Origin of the sequence: Mesorhizobium sp. INR15 (assembly GCF_015500075.1) — a bacterium.
GTDB lineage: Bacteria > Pseudomonadota > Alphaproteobacteria > Rhizobiales > Rhizobiaceae > Mesorhizobium.
Map to the genome: position 1 here is coordinate 2,962,658 of NZ_CP045496.1, position 25,350 is coordinate 2,988,007.

A 25,350-nucleotide genomic window follows, 5' to 3' on the forward strand; every position below is an offset into this window, starting at 1 on the left:
ACAGGCCCATGACCGTCAACACGAGGATCGACGAAGCCGGTTTCGTGCCGGCATCGCGCATCTCCACCATCGGGGTTTCGCAAATCCTGAAGATCGGCGCCCGCGCGCAGGCGATGAAACGCGCCGGCGCGCCGATGATCATCCTGGGCGCGGGCGAGCCGGATTTCGACACGCCCGACAATGTGAAGCAGGCTGCCTGCCGGGCCATCGAACGCGGTGACACCAAATACACCGCGCTCGACGGCACCCCGGAACTCAAGCAGGCGATCCGCGAGAAGTTCCTGCGCGAGAACGGCATTGACTACGCGGCCGATGAAATCACGGTGGCGGTCGGCGGCAAGCAGGTTCTGTTCAATGCGATGATGGCGACGCTGAACAGCGGCGACGAGGTCCTCATCCCGACGCCGGCATGGACGTCCTATCTGGATATCGTCGCCATCGCCGAGGGCAAGCCGATCTGTGTTCCCTGCAGCGCCGAGGCCGGGTTCAAGCTTACAGCGGAGCAGCTTGAAGCCGCGATCACGCCGAGGACGAAGTGGCTGATCCTGAACTCGCCCTCCAATCCATCAGGAGCGGCTTATAGCGAGGCCGACTATCGCGCGCTGATCGATGTCCTGTTGCGGCATCCGCATGTCCGGCTGCTGGTCGACGACATGTATGAGCACATCGTCTATGACGATTTCCGCTTCACCACGCCGGTGGCGCTGGAACCGCGCCTGAGGGCGCGGACGCTTACCGTCAACGGCGTCTCGAAAGCCTATGCGATGACCGGTTGGCGCATCGGCTATGCCGGTGGTTCGCGCGAACTGATCAAGGCGATGGCGGTCGTGCAGAGCCAGTCGAGCTCCTGCCCGTCATCGGTCAGCCAGGCCGCCGCGCTCGAGGCGCTTTCGGGGCCTCAGGATTTCCTGAAGGCGAGGACGGAAAGTTTTCGCCATCGCCGCGATCTCGTTGTCGCCGGCCTGAACGCCATCGACGGCATTGACTGCCGCGTCCCGGAAGGCGCTTTCTACACGTTCGCGGGCTGCGCCGGCCTGATCGGCAAGGCGACTCCGGCCGGCAAACGGATCGAGACCGACGCCGATTTTTGCGACTACCTGCTTGAGGACGCCCATGTCGCGGTTGTGCCGGGCGCGGCTTTTGGCCTGTCTCCGTTCTTCCGGATTTCCTACGCGACGTCGGAAGCGGAACTGAAGCAAGCCATGCAGCGCATTGCCGCCGCCTGTGCGAAGCTCGTCTAGCCAGTGCTGCTTGGGAACAGGATTGACCGATGTTGAATGACCGCCGCTCGCACGGCCTTTGGGAAGCGACCGCGCCGCAGGCGCCAGTCACGACCACGCTCGGTGGATCGCTATCCGCCGATGTGGTTGTCGTCGGCGGCGGCTATACCGGCATGTCCTGCGCCCTGCATCTGGCCGAAGCCGGGCGGCGGGTGGTCTTGCTGGAGGGCCGCGAGATCGGCTTCGGCGGCGCCGGCCGCAATGTCGGATTGATCAATGCCGGCCTGTGGCTGATGCCGGACGACATGATCACCACGCTTGGCCCTGTGCATGGCGAGCGGCTGCTCGGGCTGCTCGGCGACGGGCCGTCGCTGGTGATGGAACTGATCGACAGGCATGGCATCGACTGCGAGTTGCAGCGAAACGGTACGCTCCACTGCGCTGTCGGTCCGGAGGGGCTTAAGGAAATCAAGGAGCGTGAGGCGCAATGGCAAAGGCGCGCCGCGCCTGTGCAAGCCCTCGACGCGCTGGAAACCGAAAGATTGCTGGGCACGTCCGCCTATGCCGGCGCCTTGCTCGATCGGCGCGCCGGCACATTGCAGCCGCTCGCCTATGCGCGCGGCCTGGCGCATGCCTGTGTGCGTGCCGGCGTGACGATCCACACGTCGAGCCCGGTTGTCGAGACCAGCAAGAAGGGCGACCGCTGGGTGGTCAGGTCAGCGGATGGAACCGTCGATGCCGAGTGGGTGGTGGTGGCCACGGATGCATACGGTACCGGGCCTTGGCAGAGCACGCGCGCGGAGCAGGTGCATCTGCCCTATTTCAATCTGGCCACGCAGCCGCTCAGTGCCGATCTGCTGCGAACCATCCTGCCCGAACATCAGGGCGCGTGGGACACGCGAACGATCCTGTCGTCATTCCGCCTGGACCGATCCGGGCGGCTGGTTTTCGGCAGCGTCGGCGCACTGCGCAATTCCGGCACGTCCATTCACAAGGCGTGGGCACGGCGGGCGCTGGCGCGGCTTTACCCGCAATTGCGCGATGTCGCCTTCGAGCATGAGTGGTACGGGCAGATCGGCATGACCAGCGATGCGCTGCCGCGCTTCCACACGTTCGACAGGAACGTTGTCGGCTTCTCCGGCTATAACGGGCGCGGCATCTCGCCCGGCACCGTGTTCGGCCGCGAGCTCGCCTTGCTGATCCTTGGCGAGAAAAGCGTGGCGGACCTGCCGCTGCCCCGGACCGAGGTTCAGGAGCCGTGGTTCAGGCATTCCAGGGAAATCTACTACGAGGCCGGGGCGCAGGCCGCCCATCTGGCCTCGGACAGGTTCTGAAGCACCGGCGGGCTCAGTGCGGCGTTTGATCAATCGTTGCGGACGGTGGTTCGCAGGCTGATCTCCTTCATCGCCATGAAGAAGAGCATGGCGAGCAGCGCGAGCGCGGCCGCGACGAGGAAGATGTGGCGAAAGGCGACGGCTGTCGCGAGGTCGATGGCGCCTGCGCCGTCCCTCAATCCCGGCAAGCCGCTCATCAAGGCCACAGCGCCGATCGCCGCGACACCAATGGCGGAGCCGAGATTGCGCATGAAGGTCAATGTCGCCGTGGCAATGCCGAGGTTGCGGTATTCGACGGCGTTCTGCACGGAGACGGTGCCGATCGGAAACATCGCGCCAAAGCCGGCGCCGGCGACAAACAGCAGCACTTCCACCAGAATGAGCGAGGATGTGTCGGCCAGCATGCCAAGCATCGTCAGGCAGATCGCTGCAAGCGCCATGCCGCCAACGGCCATGAACTTGTAACGCGGCAGGCGTGAGACGAGTTTGCCGGATATCGCGGCACCGAGTGTCGTGCCGATGGTGTCGAAAGCTTCGCGCGCGATCTCGTCGAAAGCTCCGGTGTGCTTTTGTTGCCCGCAAGCATGTACCGCTCCGAACTCAACCCCACGCTCGACAATCGATTTCGGATTGGTTTTGGCCGTGCCGGGATTGAAGAGGGGATCGGAGCCATGCGGGCCTATCTTCACAAGAACGCGGCGTCAGGTCGCCGTTCCAACCGGCGCGGCCATTTCCAGCCCGTCCACGGCAATGTCGTCGAATGACGCGTAATTCATGTTGTAGAGCTTGGCGTAGAGACCGTTCCTGGCCATCAGCTGATCGTGGTTGCCGGTTTCGACGATCTCGCCATTCTGCAGAACGATGATGCGGTCGGCGCCGCGGATGGTGGCCAGCCGGTGGGCGATGACGAGACCGGTGCGGCCTTCCAGCAATTTTACCAGCGCTTTCTGGATCAGCATCTCGGTGTAGGAATCGATGCTGGCGGTGGCTTCGTCGAGCACCAGGATCTTGGCGTCGGCGACCAGCGCGCGGGCAAAGCTGATCAGCTGGCGCTGGCCGAGCGAGAGGTTGCCGCCGCGCTGTTCGAGCTCGGTGTCGTAACCATTGGGGAGTTGTTCGATGAAGTCGTGCGCGCCAACAGCCTGGGCCGCGCGCACCACCTCGTCGCGGGTGGCCGCCGTCTTGTGGTAGCGGATGTTCTCCAGAACCGTGCCGGAAAACAGAAAGGGTTCCTGCAGTACCATCGCCACCTGGTCGCCGAGCGAATCCTGCTTGAGGTCGCGCACGTCATGGCCGCCGACCAGCACTTGCCCGCTCCAGACATCGTAGAAGCGGTGCGCCAGCGCCATCGAGCTCGATTTGCCCGATCCGGTCGGGCCTACCAGCGCGACAGTCTCGCCCGGATTGACGCGGAAGCTGATGTTTTTCAGCACCGGCAGGTTTTTCCTGTAGCCGAAGGTGACGTTCCTGAACTCGACCGAACCGTCCATGTCGCGTGACAGCGCGATGGCGCCTGGCTTGTCCTTCACATCCACCGGCACATCGAGCACTTCGGAGATGCGCTGGCCGGACGCCATGGCGCGCTGCATCACGCTGTACTGCATGGTGAGCGAACGGATCGGGTCGAAGAAGCGCTGGATGTAGAACAGGAAGGCCACCATGATGCCAATGTCGAGGCTGTGAGAGAGCACCATCGAGCCGCCGACAACGATGACCGTGGCCATGGCGATGCCGGTCAGCGTGTCGACGATCGGCACCATCACCTGCGCGTATCTGGCCGATCTCAGATGCGCCTTGAGATTGCTCAGCACCTTTTCGTCATAGAGCTCGAAATTGACGTGCTGGCGCTCCAGGCTCTGCACCGTGCGGACGCCGTGAATGCCTTCGGCCAGCGCGCCGTTGGCGATGGAATTGGTTTCATGCGCGGCCATGAAGGCGACCTTGGCGCGCGGCAGCCAGAACAGGCGCACGATAAACAGCGCCGGCATGGTCGCCAGCGTCAGCAGCGCTAGCCGTGGATCGAGCCACAGCAGCACGCTGACGATGCCGAACAAGAGCACGATGTCGCCGACCGACATCACGGACGTTTCGAGGAACTCCTGCATAGAGTTGACGTCACCTTGCAGGCGCGACATCAGCCGGCCGACTTCGGTCTTGTCCATAAAGCTCAACGATACGCGCTGAAGATGGTTGAACATGGCGCGGCGCAGGTCCGACAGCACGTTCTCGGCCACCTTGCCGACAACACTTTCCTGCACATGGCTGGCGGCATAGTTGATGAGAATGGTCACCGCGAAGGCGGCGACCGCCCAGACCAGCACCGATTGGTCGAAGCGGCCCGCCATCATGCCGTGGTCGATGGCGTAGCGGATGATCAGCGGGATCGCCAGCTGCGTCAGGGTGAACACCAGGACGGCGGCAACCGAGATGAATATCCTCGCGCGGTACGGGTTCACGTAGCTCCAGATGCGCCGCACGATGCGCGGGTCGTAGACCTTGCCGAAGACCTCTTCCTCGTCGCGGTGCGAACCGACGACGGCCTTGATCGGCCGGGCGCCGGTGCTTTCATTGTCATCGTCGTCTTCGTTTTGGGGCGCCATCATGCCGCTCCTTCATCAGGCCGAAGCTGCAGGTCGTAGAGCGCGCGATAGCGGCCACCAAGCGCCAGCAATTGTTCATGCGTGCCGCGCTCGACGATCTGTCCGTTCTCGACGAACAGGATCTGGTCGGCATGCATCAACGAGCTCAGCCGGTGCGAAATGATCAGCGTGACGCGATCGGCGGCGAAGCGTTTCATCGCGGTGCGGATGCGCTGCTCGGTTCCGGCATCGATGGCCGCCGTGGAATCGTCGAAGATCAGAATGGATGGCCGCAGCATCAGGCTGCGGGCGATCGACAGCCGTTGCCGCTGGCCGCCGGACAGCGACGCGCCGCGCTCGCCGACCACCGTCGTGTAGCCCGAGGGAAGGCCGATGATGTAGTTGTGCAACTGTGCGAATTCGGCGGCGCGCTCGATGCGGGTCTCGCGCGCCCAGGGATTGCCATAGGCGATATTGTTCTCGATCGAGGTGGTGAACAGGAACGAGTCCTGCTGCACGACGCCGACCGCCTTGCGCAGCGATTGCAGCGTGACATCGCGGATGTCCTGTCCATCGATGGTGATGGCGCCGCTGCCGACATCGTAGAAGCGTGGCACCAGATGGGCGATGGTCGACTTGCCGCTGCCGGGAGGACCGACAATGCCAAGGGTCTCGCCGGGCCTCGCCTCGAAGGAAATCCCAGACAGCGTCTGGCGCTCGCCGGCCCCTTCATAGCGGAAGCCGACATTGTCGAAGCGCAGCACGCCGTCTGTGATGGTCAGGTCCCTGGCGCCTGGCGCATCCTTGATGTCGAGTTCCTGGTCGAGCAGGTCGAACAGCCGCGTGCCGCAGGTCGAGGCGCGCGCGAAGGAATTCACCATCAGGCCGAGCTGGCGCACCGGCATCTGCAGGATGGTCATGAAGGTGAGGAACTGCGTCAGCGTGCCGACGCTGATCTCGCCATCGATCACCTTCTGGCCGCCGAACCAGAGGACCAGGCCCATGGCGGCGAGGAAGGAGAAATTCATCGCGCTGGTGTTGGCGACGCGGATGTCGACGCGCTCGTTGGCGAGTTCAAGCGCGCTGCGCTTGGCGCGGTCGAATTTTTCCAGCTCATGGTTCTGGGCGGCGAAGGCGCGTACGACACGGATGCCGCCAAGGTTCTCGTCCATCACCCGGCTCAGCACAGAGAGCCGCTCCTGCAGGGTCAGCCAGGTGCTGCGCAAGGCGAGCTGGGTGACCGAGGACCGCCAGGCGACGAAGGGCACGAAGCTCAGGCTGAGCAGCCCAAGCACGAGGTCGGTGCTGATCAGCAGGTAGGCGCCGACGCCGATCAGCACACTGAGAAGGACAACGCGCACGAGGCCGGTGGAAAAGAACATGCGCACGCCGTCGAGGTCGAGCAGGCCGAGCGTGATCAGATCGCCGGTATGGACACGGTCGTGGAAGGAAAAGCTCAGGCGCTGGATTTTTTCGTAGAAGGCCAGCCGCAGTTCATAGCCGGTCTGATGGCCGACGGCCTCGCCGTAATAGTTCTGCGACATGGTGAAAAGGCCGCGCAGGATGCTGATGACCAGCAAGGTGAGTGCTGTGTTCCACAGCGCGTGCTGCGCCGCGGCACTGGCCCCGGCGGCGATGACGCCCTGCGCCTGATCTATGGCGCGCCCCAGCAGGCGCGGGATGAAAAGCTGCAGCGTCGCGGCGATGAAGGTGGAGATGATGGTAATCGCGACCTGCCAGGGATGGCGCAAGGTCATGCGGGTGATGCGCAAGAGAGTGCTAAGGCCTTTGCCCCAGGACGCCTCGGCGACATGGGAAAAGGACTTGCCGCGCTTTTGGGCGCTGCTGGGTGCATCCATATTCAAGGACAATATCCAGACTATTCCAGGAACCAGCCTGGGAAGGCAGACTCAGTTTGAGCATAGGGTGTGGCGCCATTTAGGCGCGTGCGCGCTGATGGTTCAAGAGCCAATGCAGATCGTGCACTGTACCTGAGGTTGTGGTGACCGATCGAGGCATGGAATACCGGCGCTCCGTCGGCGACTCGCTGGAAGATGAGCGGTTCCCAAATTCGAGGATCCATGACAGGCGGCCAGTCATGCAGCGGATTGTCATTCTTGGAAATGTCGGCAGCGGCAAGTCGACACTCGCGCGGGAACTGGGTGCCCGGCTGCGTTTGGCGGTCGTCCATCTCGACAGGCTTTTCTGGGGACCGGACTGGAGCAAACCCGAGAACGAGGTTTTTCGGGCTCGGGTCAGCGAAGCCATTTCCGGCGAGCGCTGGGTCTGCGAGGGAAATTACTACCGGCAGAGTTTTGATCTGAGGCTGCCGCGTGCCGATCTGGTGATCTGGCTGGACACGCCGCGCACCACCTGTCTGAAGCGGGTTGTGCTGCGCACTGCCTTGAACCGCCCCCGGCCGGATCTGCCAGCCGGATGTGTCGAGCGGCCGGACGCGGATTTTCTGTCGTTCCTGCGCTATGTCTGGACTTTCGACCGGGACAGCCGGCCGCATATCGAAGCGGAGCGGCTGGCGAAGGGACCGTTGGTGCCGGTCGTGCACCTGCGCGGCGCCGGCCAGATTTCCGGGTTCGTGAACTCGCTCGCCCTCGCGGAGCCGCGGGCGTTCCGACTTTCCTGAAGGGTCGGCCGGGCCGGTTGCGTCGCGTCTATCGTGGCGGGTCGCGCCAGCCCTGGTCGGGGCCAAGCTGGCAATCGGCGATGCCGCGCTCCCAACGATCAGACCATCTTGCGCCGACATCGAACGAGCGCCGGGTCAAATGGCTTGCACGTCGCCACAGCCACGCATCCAAGAAGGTGAGCCACAGGCGCCGGCTGGTGTGCCCCGGCCGAGCGGGCAACGGCCCGATGCCGGCTTTCGTCTTGGGGCATTCCTCGCCCTGGTCCGTCAGCGAATGGGCCATCACGGACCCACCGTTTGACCTGGTTCGTCGAAGGACACCGCCAGCGGCAGGGCGCGCGGCACCTTGCGCACACGCAGCAATGCCAGTCCCATCTCGGCCAGGGCGAAGATCAGCACCGCACCGAGGAACCCGGCAATGCCGACCTTGACGATCAGCCATCCGCCCAGCATGGGAAATCCAAAGATCCCCAGAAAATAGGCGATGGCAAACCAGGTCAGTGCGGCGCTGCGCTGCTCAGGAGGGCCATCGTTGACCGCCTGTGTCTGGATGACCGAATAGACCAGGCCGTAGCCGAGGCCGAGCAGGACAGCGCTGGCGATCTGGACCAGCACGCCATAGCGAAGCGCGAAGGCCACCACCACGCCAAGGATCATCAGTGACAGGAGCACGAGCGCGGCACGGTCGCCATTGGCCCGGCTGACGATCGGGGCCAGCACGAAGCGCGATGCCACCACTGTCATGGCATAGGCGGCGAAGAAAGTGCTCGCCTGCAGGCCGGTGCCACGCACCAGGGATGTCTGGAACGTCAGAACGCCGCTGAACACGCAGGCGCCGAGGCCGACCATAAGGATCGGATAGATGGCTCTCGTCTTGGCGATGCCAGGCAGTTTGCGCACCCAGCCATTGCTTGCTTGTGTCGTGGCGGCAGGCCTCGGCGACAGGGCTTCGAAGACCCACAAGAGCAGCGCTGCAAGAACACAGGCCGCCGCCACGAGGCAGAAGGCCATCGAGGTGGACAGGCCGAGGCCTCCCGTCAGCGCGCCCGCGACGACAGGGCTGGCGCCGATGCCGGCCATCAGGAACGCGCCGAAGCGGGTGAACCAGAAACCGCGCTCGCGGTCGGTGACGCGCTCCGACAATGCCATTGGCGCGGCAAGATAGAACACACCCCAACCGATGCCGATGAGAAAGCCGACAGCTCCGATCAGCGGCGAAAGGGTCTGCAACGCGGCAAGCGCGAGATAGCCGGCGCAGACGGACAGCGCACCCAGTGCCGCCATCCGGGCCGCACCGAAGCGGCCAGCGAACCAGCCGACCAAGGGAACGCCAACCAGCGTGCCAACCATGGCGCCGGCAAGCGTGACGCCAGTCTCGATCTCGCTGCCGCCAAGCGACCGGAAATGCTCGGTCAGAAGGAAGGTCGCGCCGTAGCCGGCCGCCGTCAGGAAGCTGCCGACAAACAGGCAATAGGCATGGGATGCGCGCATGATGTTTTGACTCTTGTTACAATTGGCCTGCATATTCCGCCAATAATGCTCAAATGACAGGTCCACTTGGATTTGGCCGCAAGAACCACTTGGTGAGGGGCAATCGTGACATCAGCTGATACCCGCCGGCGCGAAGGCACCGCGCATCTGGTTGACATCGAGGTCGACAGGGCCTCGCATGTGCCGCTTGCGCGGCAGCTTTACCTCGCCCTGCGCGAGGGGATCGTCGCCGGCCGCATGCCGCCGGGCGAGCGCCTTCCGTCGACGCGGGCGGCATCGCGCCTCTGGGGCGTGTCGCGCGGCCTGGTCACCGAAGCTTACGAGACGCTGCTGAGCGAAGGCTATGCAATCGGCCGCGTCGGCTCCGGCACCTATGTCTCAACCGATGTGCCGGAGCGCGCCGCGCGTCCTGGCGGGGCGGGGTGGGTCGCGCCGGAGCACGGCCGCCTGATCTCGCGCGCCGCCCGCGCGGTCGCGACGCCGGTCCCGCAGCTCGCCGATCCACCCCTGGGAATACCCTTCATCATGGGCCGGACGCCGCCGGATGCAAAGACACGCGGTGTCCTGACCCGCATTGCCCATCGCCATCTCGGCGCCCTGTCGGATCATTACCGCGATCCACAGGGGGAGGAGGTGCTGCGGGAAGCCGTGGCCGCCTATCTTCTGGCGGCGCGTGGCGTGCGCTGTCTACCCAGCCAGATCTTCATCACGGCCGGGTCGCAACAGGCGATCGACCTGGCGATCCGCACCTTGATCGATCCCGGCGATGTCGTGGCGGTCGAAAATCCTTGCTATCCGCCAGCACGGCTTGCCCTGACTGTTCATGGCGCCAGGCTGGCGGCTGTGCCGGTCGATGGCGACGGCCTTGATGTCACCGCGCTTGCCGCGCTCGCCGCTGCGCCACGGGCAATCTATGTGACGCCATCGCACCAGTATCCGACCGGCACGGTTCTCTCGATGGCGCGCCGCCTGGCATTGCTCGATTGGGCGGCGGCCACCGGAGCCTGGGTCATCGAGGACGATTACGACAGCGAGTTCCGCTATGACGATCGTCCGCTGGCGGCCCTGCAGGGCGTTGATGAGCATCATTGCGTCATCTATGCCGGCACGTTCAGCAAGGCGCTGCTGCCGGGTCTGCGCCTCGGCTATCTCGTGGTGCCGGAGGATCTGGTGCCCGCGTTTCGGGTGATGCGGGCACTGCTCGACCGGTTCCCGGCACCGTTCCAGCAACTGGTCGTCGCCGACTTTTTGGCCGAGGGTCATTTCTCCAGCCATCTGCGGCGGCTGCGCGAGGCTTATCGCGCGTCGCGTGACGTGCTGGTGTCATTGCTGCATGCGCGTCTGGCCGATCACCTGCGGGTGGATTCCCCGCATCAGGGCGTCCATCTCCTGGCGCGGCTTGGCGCGGGGCGCAACGATGTCACGCTGGCCAAGGCAGCGCGCCGGCATGGGGTCGCGGTCCTGCCGGTTTCGCCGATGCACGTGGCGCCCATGCCGCTGCACGGTTTCCTGTTCGGCTTCTCGGGTCTGACCCATGCCGAGGCTGATCTCGGCACGGCGGGGCTGGCGGCAATGTTCGCGGCTTTCAAGCCGGGATAGTCGCCGGAGCCAGAACCGCGGGTTCACCGGATCACCTCTCCAGCAGCACTCTAGAACACGTCGATCGTCGGAAAATTGGGTCTGGCCGTCAGGCAATCCCAGAGATAGACCGCCAGGCCAATGTCGCCGGTCCACAGGCTGTAGCGGCCACGGCCTACATGCTTGCGTGTTTCGTCGCATTGCTCGATCGCTGTCATGGCGAAACCGCGCGCCCGGTCGAGCCAGATCCTGTCGCCGGTGCGCGCATGTATTTTCAGCAGCGCATAGCCGTTGCCGCCTGTGCCGTGGCAAAGATTCGAGCCCTTGGCCAGAGGTCCGGCTTCCCAGGTGAAAGCCGCGCCCTTGCGCAAGATGTCCTCGAATTCGGGCGTGGTGAAAGGCGCCGAGGCAAAACTGGTCACCATGCCGGCGGCGCCATGGCAATGCTGGCACATTTTCGGCGCCTCCTCCTCCTTCGCGCGGGCAGCCCAATTGGCACCCATCGGCGACTGCCAGGCAGTCGCGACCAGGACGCGGCAGATGGCGTCCTGAACCCGCATCTGCTGTTGCGGATCGAGCCAGGACCAGCCGGCCAGCAATGGGATCATGTTGCCGGCGAAGCCGTGCACCGGGCCGAGCCATGGCAGCTTGCGGCCATAGAGCGCCTGGATCCACAACGGCCCGTCATCGCTGTCGCGCAAATCCTTCAGCAGCCGCGCCGCCTGAAGCTGGAAAAGGTCACGCCATCTCGGGGACGGCTCCAGCCCGGCCATATGCACGCAGGCCAGCATCGACCCGGCCATGCCCCACATGAACTCACGGATGGGAAGCTTGTTGTTGGCCTGGGCGCGTTGATGGACATGGTCAGCATACTCGGCCGTCGGGTCGAGCCGCATCGCCAGCAGTGCCGTTCCCATATCGCCGAAATGAAACGAACCGTGCCTCCGGTACATCCGCCTGGCGAACTCCTTGCGGTTCGCGGCAACCAGATGCGGCAGATTGCCTCTAAAATCGAAAGCGCGTGTCGTTGCCCCGACCTGCTGCAGATAGTGCAAGGCCCAGATCGTTCCCGTCGCGCCGTAGTAGAACCCCGTCTGGCCATGCGGCACACGATCCTCGGCGGGGTGGCTCGGCCAGAAATTGTCCGAACTGAAATGATCCAGCGCGTCGGCCACGATCTCATCGATGGCGTTGCGCGCGGCATCCGGATTCCAGGCAATTGGCGGCAGCCCGATATGGCGGGATTGTTCCAGCATGGGTATCCGGGTCAGCAGGAGAGCGTCAGACGCAATTCATGGTTCAGGCAATCCGCCGGCGCGGGGGCACACCGCCGGCTCAGCCAACCCTACATGTGATGTCCACCACCTGGAAGTCGCAGCCTATCACCCGGCCCAGAACCGGATCGCGAAGGGCAATGGAAAAGTCCAGCATATCGTGCTCGACAGGCGCCAGCATCGGCACAGTTCCCGAAAACAAGATGCCGTGGTCGCGGTTGAATGCCTGCTGCTTTTGCACCCGCTCGACCAGGCTGGCTGGCGTCAGGATGCCGTCGACGCTGCCGGCTTGAAGCAACCGGTCGCCGCAGCGCAATTCCAGCACAAGCCGGTCCCAGTGACCGCGCACCTCGCTGAGTGGCCAGGCTGTCGAGGCGACAACCTTCTGGCACAGGCTTTTCGACTTCTGCGCCGAATAATGCCGCTCGGTGGCGAGGTCGAACTGGTCGTTGCCGACGGTCACGTAGTCCGTGCCCTCGCATGCGAACAGCACGAATTCGACCTCGGGCCGCGAGTCGGGCCCGATCACTTCCACCCTGTCGCCCTGCGTCAAAAGACAGGTCATGGCGGGATGAAAGACCGGCACCTTCTGCGGCACCGCGACGCCCAGCGCGCGCATTTCGGCCAGATGCTTGTCGACATCGATTTCGCTGCGGCCGGAATATCCGGCCAGCAGCAGTTGCCGGACGGCAGGAAAGATCTCCCCGCCATCCGGCGTTGCAAAACGCAACCTTGTCACACGCGGCCTCTCTGCTTGCTTGCGATGATGGGCACGCGCCCTCTGGAGAGCGGCCCGGCGTCGATTGAATCACCGGACCGCTCTAACCCTCTGTTTTCATAAGATTCCAGACGGAAGCCGTTGGCGCGCTTTTCCTGGCATTGTCCTAGCGGCGCGGCAGCACCCGGCCGACCGGCTTTTCATATTGCGGAATGAGTTCGACCATCGGCTTGTGGCGGCCGGCGTCGATCTCGGCGCGGACATAGGCGGCGATCTCTTCCATCGGCGCGAACCAGACATCGCCTTGCGCGACCACCTTTTCCAGGAACTCACGGAACACATGCCAGCGCGACAGCCGCCCGGTGACGAAGGGATGGAGCACCGGAACCCACAGCGCGCCATAGGCATAGGCGGCTTCGAACTCCCTGAGATAGAGGTCAAAGCCGATGCGGGCGCTGCGCACCGGCATCATGTAGTGCAGGTCGAAGGACTGGACATATTGCGGCCAGTCATCCAGCCCCCAATGGCTCGGCAGTTCAATGACTTCGCCGCCGGTCTTGCGGCTCTTGATGACATAGGGGATGTCGGCGCCCATCAGCGACGCATCGTATTTGAAGCCGCGATCGAGCAGCAGGTCGAGCGACTTGTCGGAGAAGTTGTAGAGCGGCGCGCGCCAGCCGCGCGGCGCCTTGCCGGTGACACGCTTGATGACCTCGATGCCGACGTCAAGCCAGTGCGCCTCATCGGCTTCGGTCTGTTCGAGCGGGTTTTCGTGGATGTAGCTGTGATGGGCGATTTCATGCCCACCCCTAAGGATTGCCTCGACGGCATCGGGGTATTGCTCGATGCACCAGGCCGGGACGAAGAAGGTCTGCTTGATGCCGAGTTCGCGATAGGTGTCGACGATGCGCGGCACCGCGATTTGCGGGCCGTAGCGCAGCATCGATATGGCGGAGACGCGGCGATCGCCGTCATTGGGATAGTCGACATGGATCAGGCTGTCGGCGTCCATGTCGAAGGTCAGGCAGGCGGCGCATTTCGCGCCATTGGGCCACTTAATGCCGTTGGTGATCATTGTCCCGTTCCATTTCTGTTCGATGTGCCGAACGCGTTGACGCTGGCGAGGGCCAGCCTTGTTCCCGGTTCGAGGGCGACTTCCTCGTAGTCCTGGTCGAAGCCGGGGCCGGGGCCGGCGCGGTCGACGACCAGGAACGAGCCGGCGTCGACCGTGATCAGGGGATAGTGCCAGGTGCCGCGATGGTAGTTGACGCCTTGCCGGCCATTGCTGAGGAAGGCGCGCAGGTCGGCCGCCGCAGGGCTCCGTCCGGGTTGCGCGACGACGGCGATCATGCGCTCGCCGCCGAGCGGCACGAAAGCCTGGCTTGAAATCGGATGGCGCTCCATCAGCGTCAGGAATTCCGGCACTGTCGGCCTGTCGGTGCGGAACATGCTGAGAAGCGTCCTGCCGCCATCTGCGGTGCAGTCAGCCAGCCCAAGTTCGTGGATGCGTGTCGCGGTGCCGCCATTGGTGGGGAAGGCGAGCGGGCCGGTGTCGTCGATGACATCGCCGAACGGCGCGAAGGCCTCGCGCGTCAGCTGTTCGATCGATATGACCAGCCCTTGGTCAGTCCTTTGATCCGGTTGTGCGCCCATGGCTCAGTACTCATTCGTCTTCAGCCAATCGACATAGCGTGCCAGGCCGTCCTCGAGCGTGTATTGCGGGGCATAGCCGAGTTCGCGGATCGCGGCGGACTGATCCCACGGACCTTGCCTGTCGAGATGGCAATAGCCGGGGCCGATCGAGATCGAGGCCCGCGGCAAGAATTTTCGCAGCAGATCCGCCGACTGCGCCAATGTCCAGGCGTGGTCGCCGAAGATGTTGAACACCGAGCCTTTCATGGTCTCGGAGGTGGCCGCAAGGATCGCGGCATGCGCCACATCCTCGGTGTGGATGAAATGGAACAGGTGATCGGAGCCGCTCTCCATGACGAACGGCTCGCCACGCAGCACCGTCTTGACGATGTCGCGCAGGATCTGCGGCATGCGGTTGCCCGGACCGTAGACCTCGCTGAAACGCAGCGACACTGTCTGCAAGCCATAGAGTTCGTTGTAGACACGGCCGAAATGCTCGATCGCCACCTTGGTGACGCCATAGGGCGTGGTCGGCGTCGTTGTGGAGTTCTCGTCGATCGGGCCGGCATGGTTGCCGTAGACGGTCTCGGAGGAGAAGTTGACCAGCCGCTTGATGCCGGCAAGCCGCATCGCTTCCATGACATTGACGGTGCCGTCGATATTGGCGACGACGGTGGTCAAAGGCAGGTCGATGGACAGGTCCGGGTGCGACATCGCCGCCGTGTGGATGATGCGGTCGACGCCATATTTCTCGATGGTGCGCACCAGGCGCGGCACGTCATAGAGTTCGCCTTGCACGGCGGTGACGAAGTCGGTCGCCAGCTCGGAATAATCGCGGTTGTAGCTGACGACGTTGATGCCTTGGGCGGCAAGTTGCCGGACGATGGTGCGGCCGGTGTAGCCGAGGCCGCCGGTGACGAGGATCGATGCCATTCTGGTGCAGTCCTTTGCGATGGATAGGGGATCAGCCGGCGCGCCTTGCTCTCTCGGCCTTGAGCGCCTGCGAGATCTTGGTTGTGTGGCTGACGACGAGTGCGCCGAGCCGTTCGGGCGTCGGGCTGAGGATGCGGGTGGTTGGACCGGGCACGCTGATGGCCGCGACCGCGACGCCGTTGCGGCCAAGGATCGGCGCGGCGATGCAGCTGACGCCATCCTCGACCTCTTCGCGTTCGATGGCATAGCCGCGCTCGCGCGTGCTGATGAGATCGGCGCGAAACGCCTCGGCGTCCATGATGGTGCGCCGGGTGTACTGGCGCGCGCGCCGGTCGCCGAAGATCAGGTTCAGCGCTTCGTCCGGATTCTGGTAGGCGAGTATGGCCTTGGCCGACGCCGAGGTGTTGGCCGGAAAGGTGCTGCCGACGCGGATCGACATGCGCAGTACGCGCGTGCCTTCGGCCTGGTCGATATAGACGGAACTGCGTCCATCCAGCGCGACGAGATTGGCGGTCTCGCCGCTCTCCTGCGCGATGGCCTCGAGATAGGGGTGAACCAGCACCCGCAGATGCGCGGTCCGCAGTTGCACAGAGGCCGCCACGCCAATGATGCGGTGGCCGAGCACGTAGGTGTTGCGGTCCTTGCCGCGGGTGACGTAGTCGGCCTCGACGAAGGTCGCCAGCAGCCGGTGCGCAGTGCTTGGCGACAGGCCGGTGCGCTCGGCGATGTCGGCAAGCGTCGCGCCGCTGGTATCGAATTCGGCCAGGACCTCGAGGATCGACAGGCCGCGCAGGAGGGATTGGACTTCGCTCATGTGCCTTGTCTCCGTGCCATCAGATGGCGGTGCCGCCGTTGGGGCTGATGATCTGTCCGACCATGTAGCTGCCGCCGGGCCCCGCCAGGAAATGTACTGCGGCGGCGATTTCGTCCGGCTGGCCGAAACGGCGCAGCGGGATCTGCTCGCGCGTCTCGTCGTTGAACTCAATGGTGTCGTATTTCAGCATGTCGGTCTCGATCGGGCCGGGCGCGACCGAGTTGACCAGCACGCCATGCGGCGCGACTTCCTTGGCCACCGCCTTGGTCAGCGCGATGACGCCGCCCTTGGAGGCGCAATAGGCAGCGTAGGTGGCAAAGCCGATCAACCCGAGTTCGGACGAGATGTTGATGATCCTGCCGGAACGCCGCGCGATCATGCCGGGCAGCACGGCATGCAGGCAGTTCCATGTTCCGGTCAGGTTGATGGCGATGACGCGCGTCCAGTCCTCGATGGTTGTATCGACCGTCGCCTTGGAGAGCAGCACGCCGGCATTGTTGACGAGGATGTCGATGTGGCCGTGCCGGGCGATGGCATCGGCAACCAGTGCGGCGACATCGGCTGGTTTCGAGACGTCGCCCTCGACCAGCGTGAGCTTGCCATTGGCCGACGCTGCAAGAGCCTTTGCCTCGTCGCCGAACTTGAGGTCGGTGGCGACAACCGTGTCGCCATCCGCCACGAAGCGCTTGATCACGGCGAGGCCGATACCCCGGCCTCCGCCTGTCACGATGATAGTCTTTTGCATTGTCTCACCCATCTTGATCATGCTGCTTCATGCAAGCCCAATTCTCGGTTTTAGCGAGCCGGCGCCGACCACAGTTTGGACAGCGCGAACAGGACGATGCCCGCGCCGATCACCACCACTTCACCAATCAGATACTGCGTCTCCTGCTGCATCAGGGCAAAGCCGGTGAATAGCGTGACCACGAGTGCCGGGATCGGCCACAGCGGCATGCGGAAGGGCCGGGGGCTGGTCTTGTCCTTGATACGGCTCCACAGGGCGGCGAGGCCAACGCAGAAGTAGACGGCGGTGATCATTGTTCCGGAGAAGATGATCAGCCAGTCGAGCTGACTGACGAAGACCAGCGGTATGGCCGGCACGACAAGCACCAGCACGCCCCAGCCCGGTACGCCCTTGCTGTTGAGCGAGCCGAGACGTTGGCTGACGGCGCGCGGCCACAGGCTGTCGCGGCCGGTGGCGAAGACGCCGCGGGCAAAGTACATGAGCAACGACAGCGCCCCGTTGAACAGCGCGATGATGACGCCGATGTCGACCACCGCCTTGGCGATCGGGCCAAGCGCCTGCTCGACGGAATAGACCACCGGGGTCGGGCTGGCGAGGAAGGTCTTGAGGTCGGGCGCGGCGACGACCGCAGCCGCGAAAGGTATGGTGATCAGCAGGCTGGCAAGGATTGCCGCGATAAGCACGGCCTTGCCGATCTGGCGCGGGCCATCATGCATCTCTTCCGAGAAGCCAAGTGCTGCATCGTAGCCGTTGATGATGTTGAAGGCGGGCGCCAGTGCGGTGATCGCCACCGCGAAGGTGACGGGCAGAAGATTGCCGTCCACGAGGTGCACGGGATGCACGATGACAGCGGTGAGGTCCTGACTCCAGTTGAGGATCGCGGCGACCGTGATCAGGCCGAGAACCGAGACCTCGACGAGGACCATGACAGCGGTTGTCCAGGCGCCGACTTCGACTTTGGTGAGCGCGATCGCGGCAGCCGCGAACAGGGCGATGAGCGCGATGATGCCATTGCCGAGCGGAATGCCGGGGAACAGGTCCTTCAGGAAGATCGCGATGCCCAGCGTCAGGCTGCCGGGGATGACGATGCCCTGCAGCAGGTAGTTCAGCAGTGTGATCCAGGCGACAGGGGCGGGCAGAACGTCCTTGACGATCGAATACATGCCGCCGGCCGACGGGCTCATGGCGGAGAGTTCGCCGAGGCACAGCGCGATCAGCACCACGATGACGCTCAGGATCAGGCAGGCGCCGATGGTGAAGGTGCCGCTTATCGACACCACGCCGGCAGTCAGCAGAAGCACCGCCATGGTTGGCGACACGTCGGCCATGGCGAGCCCGACGACGTGCCAGACGCCAAGCGATTTTCTGAAATTGTGGGTGTGAGGATCGTCGATCAATCCCTCCACACGGTTCACGGCGCCGTCGCTCTCCAGCGACCGGTTTATGCTTGTCGACATTGTATCCTCCCTGGAAAGCCGATGCGGGAAGATTCTTCCGAAACCATATCAAAACAAGATACGGATTCCGCATCGTGGAAAGTACGTCATCTTTTTTCGACACGGCCTAGCGCGGGAGAAGTGATCAATTCAGCGCCAGCGTGCGCGTGACAATGAGGAGCGATTGCCGTATATTGACATAAAGATATCCTTATGTGACATGGAAGGCTTGTCGCCCAAGGGATAAAAAATGTCGCAGAATACCTCATCGCTGGACGACCTTTTCGGCCCTGCCGCTGCAAAATCGGATGGTTCGGACGTGCTTGCGGCGCTGACGGCGGCGGCGCGCGAGCGCATCCTGATCCTCGACGGCGCCATGGGCACGCAGATCCAGGGTCTCGGTTTCGACGAGGAGCATTTTCGCGGCGAGACCTTCGCCGGCTGCGCCTGCCACCAGCAAGGCAATAACGACCTTCTGATCCTGACGCAGCCGAAGGCGATCGAGGAAATCCACTATCAATACGCTATTGCCGGCGCCGACATTCTGGAGACCAACACCTTCTCCTCGACGTCGATCGCGCAGGCCGACTATGGCATGGAAGATGCCGTCTATGCGCTGAACCGGGATGGCGCTCGGCTGGTGCGGCGGGCGGCGAAAAGGGCGGAGCAGAAAGACGGCAAGCGCCGCTTCGTCGCCGGTGCGCTCGGGCCGACCAACCGCACCGCCTCAATGTCGCCTGATGTCAACAATCCCGGCTATCGTGCTGTAACCTTTGACGATCTGCGCCTTGCGTATGGCGAGCAGCTGCGCGGGCTGATCGATGGTGGCGCCGACATCATCCTGATCGAGACCATTTTCGACACGCTGAACGCCAAGGCGGCGATCTTTGCCTGCAACGAGATTTTCATCGAGAAGGGCGTGCATCTGCCGGTGATGATTTCCGGCACCATCACCGACCTGTCGGGGCGCACGTTGTCGGGCCAGACGCCGACCGCTTTCTGGCATTCGGTGCGCCATGCCAGCCCGTTCACCATCGGCCTCAACTGCGCGCTTGGCGCCAATGCGATGCGCGCGCACCTGGCCGAGATTTCCGGTGTCGCCGACACATTCACCTGCGCATATCCGAACGCCGGCCTGCCCAATGAATTCGGCCAGTACGATGAGAGCCCGGACTTCATGGCCGCGCAGATCGAGGATTTTGCGCGGGAAGGGCTGGTCAATGTCGTCGGCGGCTGCTGCGGATCGACGCCGGACCATATCCGGGCCATTGCCGAGGCAGTCAAAAAGTATCCGCCGCGCGCCATTCCCGAGATCGAGCGCAAGATGCGGCTGTCCGGGCTGGAGCCGTTCACGCTGACCGACGAGATTCCCTTCGTCAATGTCGGCGAGCGCACCAATGTCACCGGCTCGGCCAAGTTCCGCAAGCTGATCACGGCGGGCGACTATGTCGCCGCCCTCGACGTGGCGCGCGACCAGGTCGCCAATGGCGCGCAGATCATCGACATCAACATGGATGAGGGCCTGATCGATTCGAAGAAGGCGATGGTCGAGTATCTCAACCTGATCGCCGCCGAGCCGGATATCGCGCGTGTTCCCGTCATGGTCGACTCCTCGAAATGGGAGATCATCGAGGCCGGCCTGAAATGCGTGCAAGGCAAGCCGCTGGTCAATTCCATCTCGATGAAGGAAGGCGAGGAAGCGTTCCTGCATCATGCCAGGCTGGTGCGCGCCTATGGCGCGGCGGTGGTCGTGATGGCGTTCGACGAGGACGGGCAGGCCGACACCAGGGTCAGGAAGGTCGAGATTTGTACCCGTGCGTACAAGCTGCTGACCGAGCAGGCCGGTTTCCCGCCCGAAGACATCGTCTTCGACCCCAACGTGTTCGCCATCGCCACCGGCATCGAGGAACACAACAATTACGGCGTCGACTTCATCGAGGCGTCACGCGAGATCACCGGCGCGCTGCCGCATGTCCACATATCGGGCGGCGTGTCGAACCTGTCGTTCTCGTTTCGCGGCAACGAGCCGGTGCGCGAGGCCATGCATGCGGTGTTCCTATACCATGCCATCCAGGCCGGCATGGACATGGGCATCGTCAATGCCGGGCAGCTCGCGGTCTATGACACGATCGACCCGGAACTGCGCGAAGCCTGCGAGGATGTCGTCAACAACCGCGAGCCGAAAGGCGGCGGCTCGGCGACCGAGCGCATGCTGGAACTGGCCGAGCGCTTCAAGGGTACCGCCGGCAAGGAGGCGCAGGAGCGCGATCTCGCGTGGCGTGACCGGCCGGTTGAGCAGCGCATTTCGCATGCGCTGGTCAATGGCATCACCGAATTCATCGACGCCGACACCGAGGACGCGCGGCTGGCCGCCGAGCGGCCACTGCATGTCATCGAAGGCCCGTTGATGGCCGGCATGAACATCGTCGGCGACCTGTTTGGCGCGGGCAAAATGTTCCTGCCGCAAGTGGTGAAGTCGGCGCGGGTGATGAAGCAGGCGGTGGCCGGTCTGCTGCCGCATATGGAAGCCGAGAAGCTGGCCAATGCCGCCAATGGTATCGACACTGGCGAGCGCCAGACCGCCGGCAAGATTCTGATGGCGACGGTGAAGGGTGATGTCCACGACATCGGCAAGAACATCGTTGGCGTGGTCCTGGCCTGCAACAATTACGAGATAATCGACCTCGGCGTCATGGTGCCGGCGGCAAAGATCCTGCAGACGGCGCGCGAGCAAAATGTCGACATCATCGGCCTGTCCGGCCTGATCACGCCGTCGCTGGACGAGATGGCGCACATGGCCGCCGAGATGGAGCGCGAGGGTTTCGACATTCCGCTTCTGATCGGCGGAGCGACGACCAGCCGCGTGCACACGGCGGTGAAGATCCATCCGCGCTACAGCAAGGGGCAGACGGTCTATGTCACCGACGCCAGCCGCGCGGTCGGTGTCGTCTCGGCGCTGCTGTCGAACGAGGCCAAGGGCGGCTATGTCGACACGGTCCGGGCCGAGTACCAGAAGGTCGCCGACGCGCATGCGCGCAGCGAGGCCGACAAGCTGCGGCTGCCGCTGGCCAAGGCACGCGCCAATGCACACCGGATCGACTGGGCCGCTTACGAACCGCCGAAGCCGTCCTTCCTCGGCGTGAAGGTGTTCGAGAACTGGGATCTTGGTGAGCTCGCCCGCTATATCGATTGGACGCCGTTCTTCCAGACCTGGGAGTTGAAGGGGCGCTATCCGAAGATTCTGGACGACGAGGCGCAGGGCCCCGCCGCACGGCAACTGTTCGAAGACGCGCAGGCGATGCTGAAGAAGATCATCGATGAAAAATGGTTCGCGCCGAAGGGCGTCATCGGCTTCTGGCCGGCCAATGCCGTCGGCGACGATATCAAGCTGTTCACGGATGACCGGCGCGCGCAGGACCTGGCGACCTTTTTCACCTTGCGCCAGCAACTGACCAAGCGCGACGGCAAGGCCAATGTCGCGCTGTCGGATTTCGTCGCTCCGACGGACAGCGGCAAGGCCGACTATCTCGGCGGCTTCATCGTCACCGCCGGCATCGAGGAAGTGGCGATCGCCGAACGGTTCGAGCGTGCCAATGACGACTATTCCTCGATCATGGTCAAGGCGCTGGCCGACCGCTTCGCCGAAGCCTTCGCCGAGCGCCTGCATGAAAAGGTGCGCAAGGAGTTCTGGGGCTACGCCGCTGACGAGAACCTTGTGCCCGACGACCTGATCGGCGAGCCCTATCGCGGCATTCGTCCGGCGCCTGGCTATCCGGCGCAGCCGGATCATACCGAGAAGGCAACGCTGTTCCGCCTGCTCGACGGCGAACGCAATGCCGGCGTCAGCCTGACCGAAAGCTTTGCCATGTGGCCGGGCTCCTCGGTGTCGGGCATCTATCTCGCGCAACCCGAAAGCTACTATTTCGGCGTCGCCAAGGTCGAGCGCGATCAGGTCAAGGATTACGCCCGGCGCAAGGCCATGCCGCTGGCCGAGGTCGAGCGCTGGCTCGGACCGATCCTCAACTATGTCCCGGCGAATTATGCCGAGGCGGCGGAGTAGCCCTTCACCAGCCTGTCGTCGTTGACTGTGACCGATGTCGCATTCCTGTGGACCGATTCAAGCGATAGAGGCCACTCGAACGTAGCTGTCACTGTTTTTAGATATTTCGCTTGTCAATCAAGTAATTATTCTCGACAGCTTCATTAATCAGCTAATATTGTTGATGTAGAATGGATCAGAATCTTTGAATTTATCTTGACTATTTTCGAGCGATGACATCGAATGTTCGCCTGTAGCAACCTGACGGCTCAAGGGGAGGCTGTCTTTGTCGACGCCAAGAACACTGCGAGATATATTGGATCGTGTGACCGAGCCAGACATCGCGGAACCCGAAACGCTCAGTCTCAATACCCGTCGCCACTACGACCGTGTTCGCACGATTTTCGAGGACGAAAACATTATTGGCGCTGGCATCGCGCGAAAGGTGGCGGGCGAAGAGCGGACAAAAGATCTCAGCATCGTCTTTTACGTGCGCCGCAAGATTCCTCCGGCCGAGCTTCTTCCTGACCACGTGCTACCGCCGGTAATGGCAGCCAGCAACGGTCGAGCGGTCTACACCGACGTAGTCGAGATCGGCGACATCGTGCCTCAGGCCAATGTCATGAAGAGCCCGCTTAAGAGCGGCTTCAGCGTGGGCCACAAGGACGTAACAGCCGGCACGCTCGGTGCGGTCGTCAGGAAGGACGGCAAGCGATTCCTGTTGAGCAATTCCCATGTCCTGGCTAATTCGGGATTGGGCGCCGTGGGAGATGCGCTTCTCTACCCTGGCCCGCAGGACGATGGCAGGCAGCCCGCCGACGTGGTTGCCAAGCTTAGCGCATTCTCACCATTCGCGATCGGCCCGAGCTTCACCAACACCGTCGACGCGGCTCTGGGTGAAGTCGACGAGGATCGGCTAGGCGACATCGACGAGGAGATCTGGTCGGCAACGACGCCGTTAAAGGTCGCCACGCCTCAGCGCGACATGGTCGTGAAGAAGCGCGGCCGAACCTCGGGTGATACGCAATCGGTGGTGCGTGACGTCGATTTCCGTGTCCTCGTGCGATATCAAGGCGTCGGTGTGGTTGGCTTTACTGGCCAGGTCCTTTGCGACACCTATACCGAAGGCGGCGATTCCGGGGCGCTGATCGTGGCGCAAGAGAGCGGAGCGATCGTCGGCCTCCATTTCGCCGGGTCACCCCAAGGCAGCGTGTTCACACCGATCCGTGCCGTCATGGAGACATTGAAGTTCAGTTTTTGACGGAGGCTTCATGGCCACCTTAAGCCAGGCGAACAGCGCACGAGCAGAGCATGCTGATGATCTCGGCAAGATCGGAGCGCATGCGATAGGGGTTGAGAAGGGGGAAAGCTTCGGTCGCCAAGGATGGGTTGTGGTTGTGTATGTGGAACCAGGCACGGTGCATGACCTGCCAGCGGCCCTCACGACCGAGCACGAAGGAAAGGCGGTCGACGTGCCAGTCGTCGTCAAAGACTCGGAACCGTTCGAAGCACAGTGATGCAGATGGGGGAATGCCATGCCGACCTTTGTCCTGAAGACACGCTTGCCTGCTCTTGCCGCCGCGCAGGCGGTCGCCGAACTGACCACAATCGAGATCGCCGTTCCCGAGATGGTGCCACGAAGCTGCCATCTGGAAGGCTATGACAAACGCGCCATTCCCACCTTTCAGGTGAGCAAGCAGATCATTGCCTATGCCTCGCCCGACTCGACTTTCGCGGTAACAAAGAAGCTGATCGACGGCGCACAGACGTCAATTCTCATCGGCATCTACGATTTCACCGCCCCCTATATGGAGGAGCTTCTGCTTGCCGCCCTGGCCCGCAGGGTGAGGGTCTCGCTGATGCTCGACATCGACTCCAAGACCGAAAGCGATATGTTCGACCGTCTCGTGCAGATGGGTGTGCACGGCGTATCAGCGCCGTCATGCGCGAACCCTACTGTCCATGTGTTCAGCTCGTCGCATGAGAAGGTGATCGTCATCGATGGCGAGTGGGTCTTGGTGCAAAGCGGCAACTACAGCGCCAACAGCATTCCCATGAATGTCGAGGATGGGCAGGCCACTGCCCATTTCCGAACTGGCAACCGCGACACTGGTCTTGCAATCAAGTCGAACGAATTGGCGAAATTCTTCACCGACATTCTTGAGTCCGACATGGCCTTGGTCGAGGCCGTACCCGAAATGTTGCGCAAGCCGGTCGATGACGATTTCTTCCTTGTGGAAAGCGCGCCGAAGCATATGCCCGCACAACTGTTCCCGAGCCAGGAGTTCCAACTCGATGGTCAGTTGACGATCCAGCCCGTGTTGAGCCCCGACAACTATATGGATGTGATGCCCGGCCTTATCGCCAAGGCGCGCAAGTCCATCCTGATCGAGCAGCAGTATATCCGCTCGTCGCAGCCGCTCGTCAGCAAGCTCCTCGCCGCGATCGCCAAGGCACGCGAAGCGGCACCCGACCTTGATGTGCGTATCGTGTTGGGCAAGCTGTTCAGCAAAAGCGATGTCGTCAAGGAAACGAAAAACCTGGAGAACCTTGCCCAAGAGTATGGCCTGAAGCTGGCCGACAACATCCGTTACATCAACACGGACCAGTTCGTACACTGTCACAACAAGATGATCGTGGTCGATGGCAACAGCGTGCTGGTAAGTTCGCAGAACTGGTCGGATGCGGCAGTATCGAAGAACCGCGAAGCGGGCGTGTGGCTGACGCATCCCGGTATTGCGGAGTATTTTACCAGGATATTCGAAAATGACTGGGCCAGCGCTTTCCAGGCTTTGCCCGCCGTCGCCGAGAACGAGGTGATGACCCCCGAGGCACTCGGAGAGGGCGGCTATATCAGGGTTGATCGCGGCGATTACGAAGAGGTTTGAGGCCTATCGGGCGTCGTTCCAGGCCGTC

General features: G+C 63.2%; 20 protein-coding genes. 8 read left to right on the forward strand and 12 right to left on the reverse strand.

Features of this window, described 5'->3' with window-relative positions; genetic code table 11:
* The first annotated feature begins 8 nt into the window (after window positions 1–8).
* Complete coding sequence (locus GA829_RS14385; RefSeq protein WP_195179124.1) at window positions 9–1,241, forward strand: pyridoxal phosphate-dependent aminotransferase; 1,233 nt, start codon at window positions 9–11, stop codon at window positions 1,239–1,241.
* A 29-nt stretch (window positions 1,242–1,270) separates the two neighbouring features.
* Complete coding sequence (locus GA829_RS14390) at window positions 1,271–2,554, forward strand: NAD(P)/FAD-dependent oxidoreductase (RefSeq protein ID WP_195179125.1); 1,284 nt, start codon at window positions 1,271–1,273, stop codon at window positions 2,552–2,554.
* Between the two features lie 29 nt (window positions 2,555–2,583).
* On the opposite strand, the gene GA829_RS14395 is transcribed toward GA829_RS14390, so the two are convergent.
* The 3 genes from GA829_RS14395 to GA829_RS14405 are packed head-to-tail and all read right to left on the reverse strand — an operon-like array spanning window position 2,584 to window position 6,992.
* Window positions 2,584–3,243 (reverse strand): MFS transporter, encoded by a 660-nt coding sequence (locus GA829_RS14395; RefSeq protein ID WP_195179126.1) that lies wholly within the window; start codon window positions 3,241–3,243, stop codon window positions 2,584–2,586.
* A 12-nt stretch (window positions 3,244–3,255) separates the two neighbouring features.
* On the reverse strand, window positions 3,256–5,154 hold the full coding sequence (locus GA829_RS14400) for an ABC transporter ATP-binding protein (RefSeq protein WP_374940403.1): 1,899 nt from the start codon (window positions 5,152–5,154) through the stop codon (window positions 3,256–3,258).
* Window positions 5,154–6,992: an ABC transporter ATP-binding protein gene (locus GA829_RS14405; protein WP_258052338.1), complete on the reverse strand. Its 1,839-nt coding sequence runs from the start codon at window positions 6,990–6,992 to the stop codon at window positions 5,154–5,156. Before GA829_RS14405 ends, GA829_RS14400 begins: the two co-directional genes overlap by 1 nt.
* A 239-nt stretch (window positions 6,993–7,231) precedes the next feature.
* Here GA829_RS14405 and GA829_RS14410 point away from each other — a divergent pair, with 239 nt between their 5' ends.
* Window positions 7,232–7,774, forward strand: coding sequence for a P-loop NTPase family protein (locus GA829_RS14410; protein ID WP_195179129.1), 543 nt, complete (start codon window positions 7,232–7,234; stop codon window positions 7,772–7,774).
* Window positions 7,775–8,056: 282 nt separating this feature from the next.
* Here the strand turns inward: GA829_RS14410 and GA829_RS14415 are convergent, their stop codons facing one another.
* Window positions 8,057–9,265, reverse strand: coding sequence for an MFS transporter (locus GA829_RS14415; RefSeq protein ID WP_195179130.1), 1,209 nt, complete (start codon window positions 9,263–9,265; stop codon window positions 8,057–8,059).
* Window positions 9,266–9,370: 105 nt separating this feature from the next.
* Between GA829_RS14415 and pdxR the strand changes: the two genes are divergently transcribed.
* The gene (gene pdxR, locus GA829_RS14420) at window positions 9,371–10,864 is read left to right on the forward strand and encodes a MocR-like pyridoxine biosynthesis transcription factor PdxR (protein WP_195179131.1); all 1,494 of its coding nucleotides are present in this window, start codon (window positions 9,371–9,373) and stop codon (window positions 10,862–10,864) included.
* A 50-nt stretch (window positions 10,865–10,914) separates the two neighbouring features.
* On the opposite strand, the gene GA829_RS14425 is transcribed toward pdxR, so the two are convergent.
* The 8 genes from GA829_RS14425 to GA829_RS14460 all read right to left on the reverse strand — a co-directional run bounded on the left by GA829_RS14425 (window position 10,915) and on the right by GA829_RS14460 (window position 18,416).
* Window positions 10,915–12,099: a lanthionine synthetase C family protein gene (locus tag GA829_RS14425; protein ID WP_195179132.1), complete on the reverse strand. Its 1,185-nt coding sequence runs from the start codon at window positions 12,097–12,099 to the stop codon at window positions 10,915–10,917.
* Between the two features lie 79 nt (window positions 12,100–12,178).
* Window positions 12,179–12,856, reverse strand: a complete 678-nt coding sequence (locus GA829_RS14430; RefSeq protein ID WP_195179133.1) for a DUF2848 family protein — start codon at window positions 12,854–12,856, stop codon at window positions 12,179–12,181.
* A gap of 145 nt (window positions 12,857–13,001) precedes the next feature.
* Complete coding sequence (locus GA829_RS14435; protein ID WP_195179134.1) at window positions 13,002–13,910, reverse strand: polysaccharide deacetylase family protein; 909 nt, start codon at window positions 13,908–13,910, stop codon at window positions 13,002–13,004.
* On the reverse strand, window positions 13,907–14,488 hold the full coding sequence (locus GA829_RS14440; protein WP_195179135.1) for an ureidoglycolate lyase: 582 nt from the start codon (window positions 14,486–14,488) through the stop codon (window positions 13,907–13,909). Before GA829_RS14440 ends, GA829_RS14435 begins: the two co-directional genes overlap by 4 nt.
* A 3-nt stretch (window positions 14,489–14,491) precedes the next feature.
* Window positions 14,492–15,400, reverse strand: a complete 909-nt coding sequence (locus tag GA829_RS14445; protein ID WP_195179136.1) for an NAD-dependent epimerase/dehydratase family protein — start codon at window positions 15,398–15,400, stop codon at window positions 14,492–14,494.
* A 31-nt stretch (window positions 15,401–15,431) separates the two neighbouring features.
* Window positions 15,432–16,214 carry an IclR family transcriptional regulator gene (locus tag GA829_RS14450; protein ID WP_195179137.1) on the reverse strand — a complete coding sequence of 261 codons (783 nt, stop codon included), beginning with the start codon at window positions 16,212–16,214 and terminating at the stop codon, window positions 15,432–15,434.
* A gap of 19 nt (window positions 16,215–16,233) precedes the next feature.
* A complete protein-coding gene (locus GA829_RS14455) occupies window positions 16,234–16,959 on the reverse strand; it encodes an SDR family NAD(P)-dependent oxidoreductase (protein ID WP_195179138.1) in 726 nt (241 codons plus the stop codon).
* A 50-nt stretch (window positions 16,960–17,009) separates the two neighbouring features.
* Complete coding sequence (locus GA829_RS14460; RefSeq protein ID WP_195179139.1) at window positions 17,010–18,416, reverse strand: APC family permease; 1,407 nt, start codon at window positions 18,414–18,416, stop codon at window positions 17,010–17,012.
* A gap of 229 nt (window positions 18,417–18,645) precedes the next feature.
* On the opposite strand from GA829_RS14460, the gene metH reads away from it, so the two are divergent.
* The 4 genes from metH to GA829_RS14480 all read left to right on the forward strand — a co-directional run bounded on the left by metH (window position 18,646) and on the right by GA829_RS14480 (window position 25,322).
* On the forward strand, window positions 18,646–22,455 hold the full coding sequence (metH, locus tag GA829_RS14465; RefSeq protein ID WP_195179140.1) for a methionine synthase: 3,810 nt from the start codon (window positions 18,646–18,648) through the stop codon (window positions 22,453–22,455).
* 295 nt (window positions 22,456–22,750) lie between these two features.
* Window positions 22,751–23,695, forward strand: coding sequence for a chymotrypsin family serine protease (locus tag GA829_RS14470; RefSeq protein WP_195179141.1), 945 nt, complete (start codon window positions 22,751–22,753; stop codon window positions 23,693–23,695).
* A 10-nt stretch (window positions 23,696–23,705) separates the two neighbouring features.
* The gene (locus tag GA829_RS14475) at window positions 23,706–23,951 is read left to right on the forward strand and encodes a hypothetical protein (protein WP_195179142.1); all 246 of its coding nucleotides are present in this window, start codon (window positions 23,706–23,708) and stop codon (window positions 23,949–23,951) included.
* Between the two features lie 18 nt (window positions 23,952–23,969).
* Entirely contained in the window at window positions 23,970–25,322 is a 1,353-nt protein-coding gene (locus GA829_RS14480) for a phospholipase D-like domain-containing protein (RefSeq protein WP_258052292.1), read from the forward strand.
* Window positions 25,323–25,350: the final 28 nt, after the last annotated feature.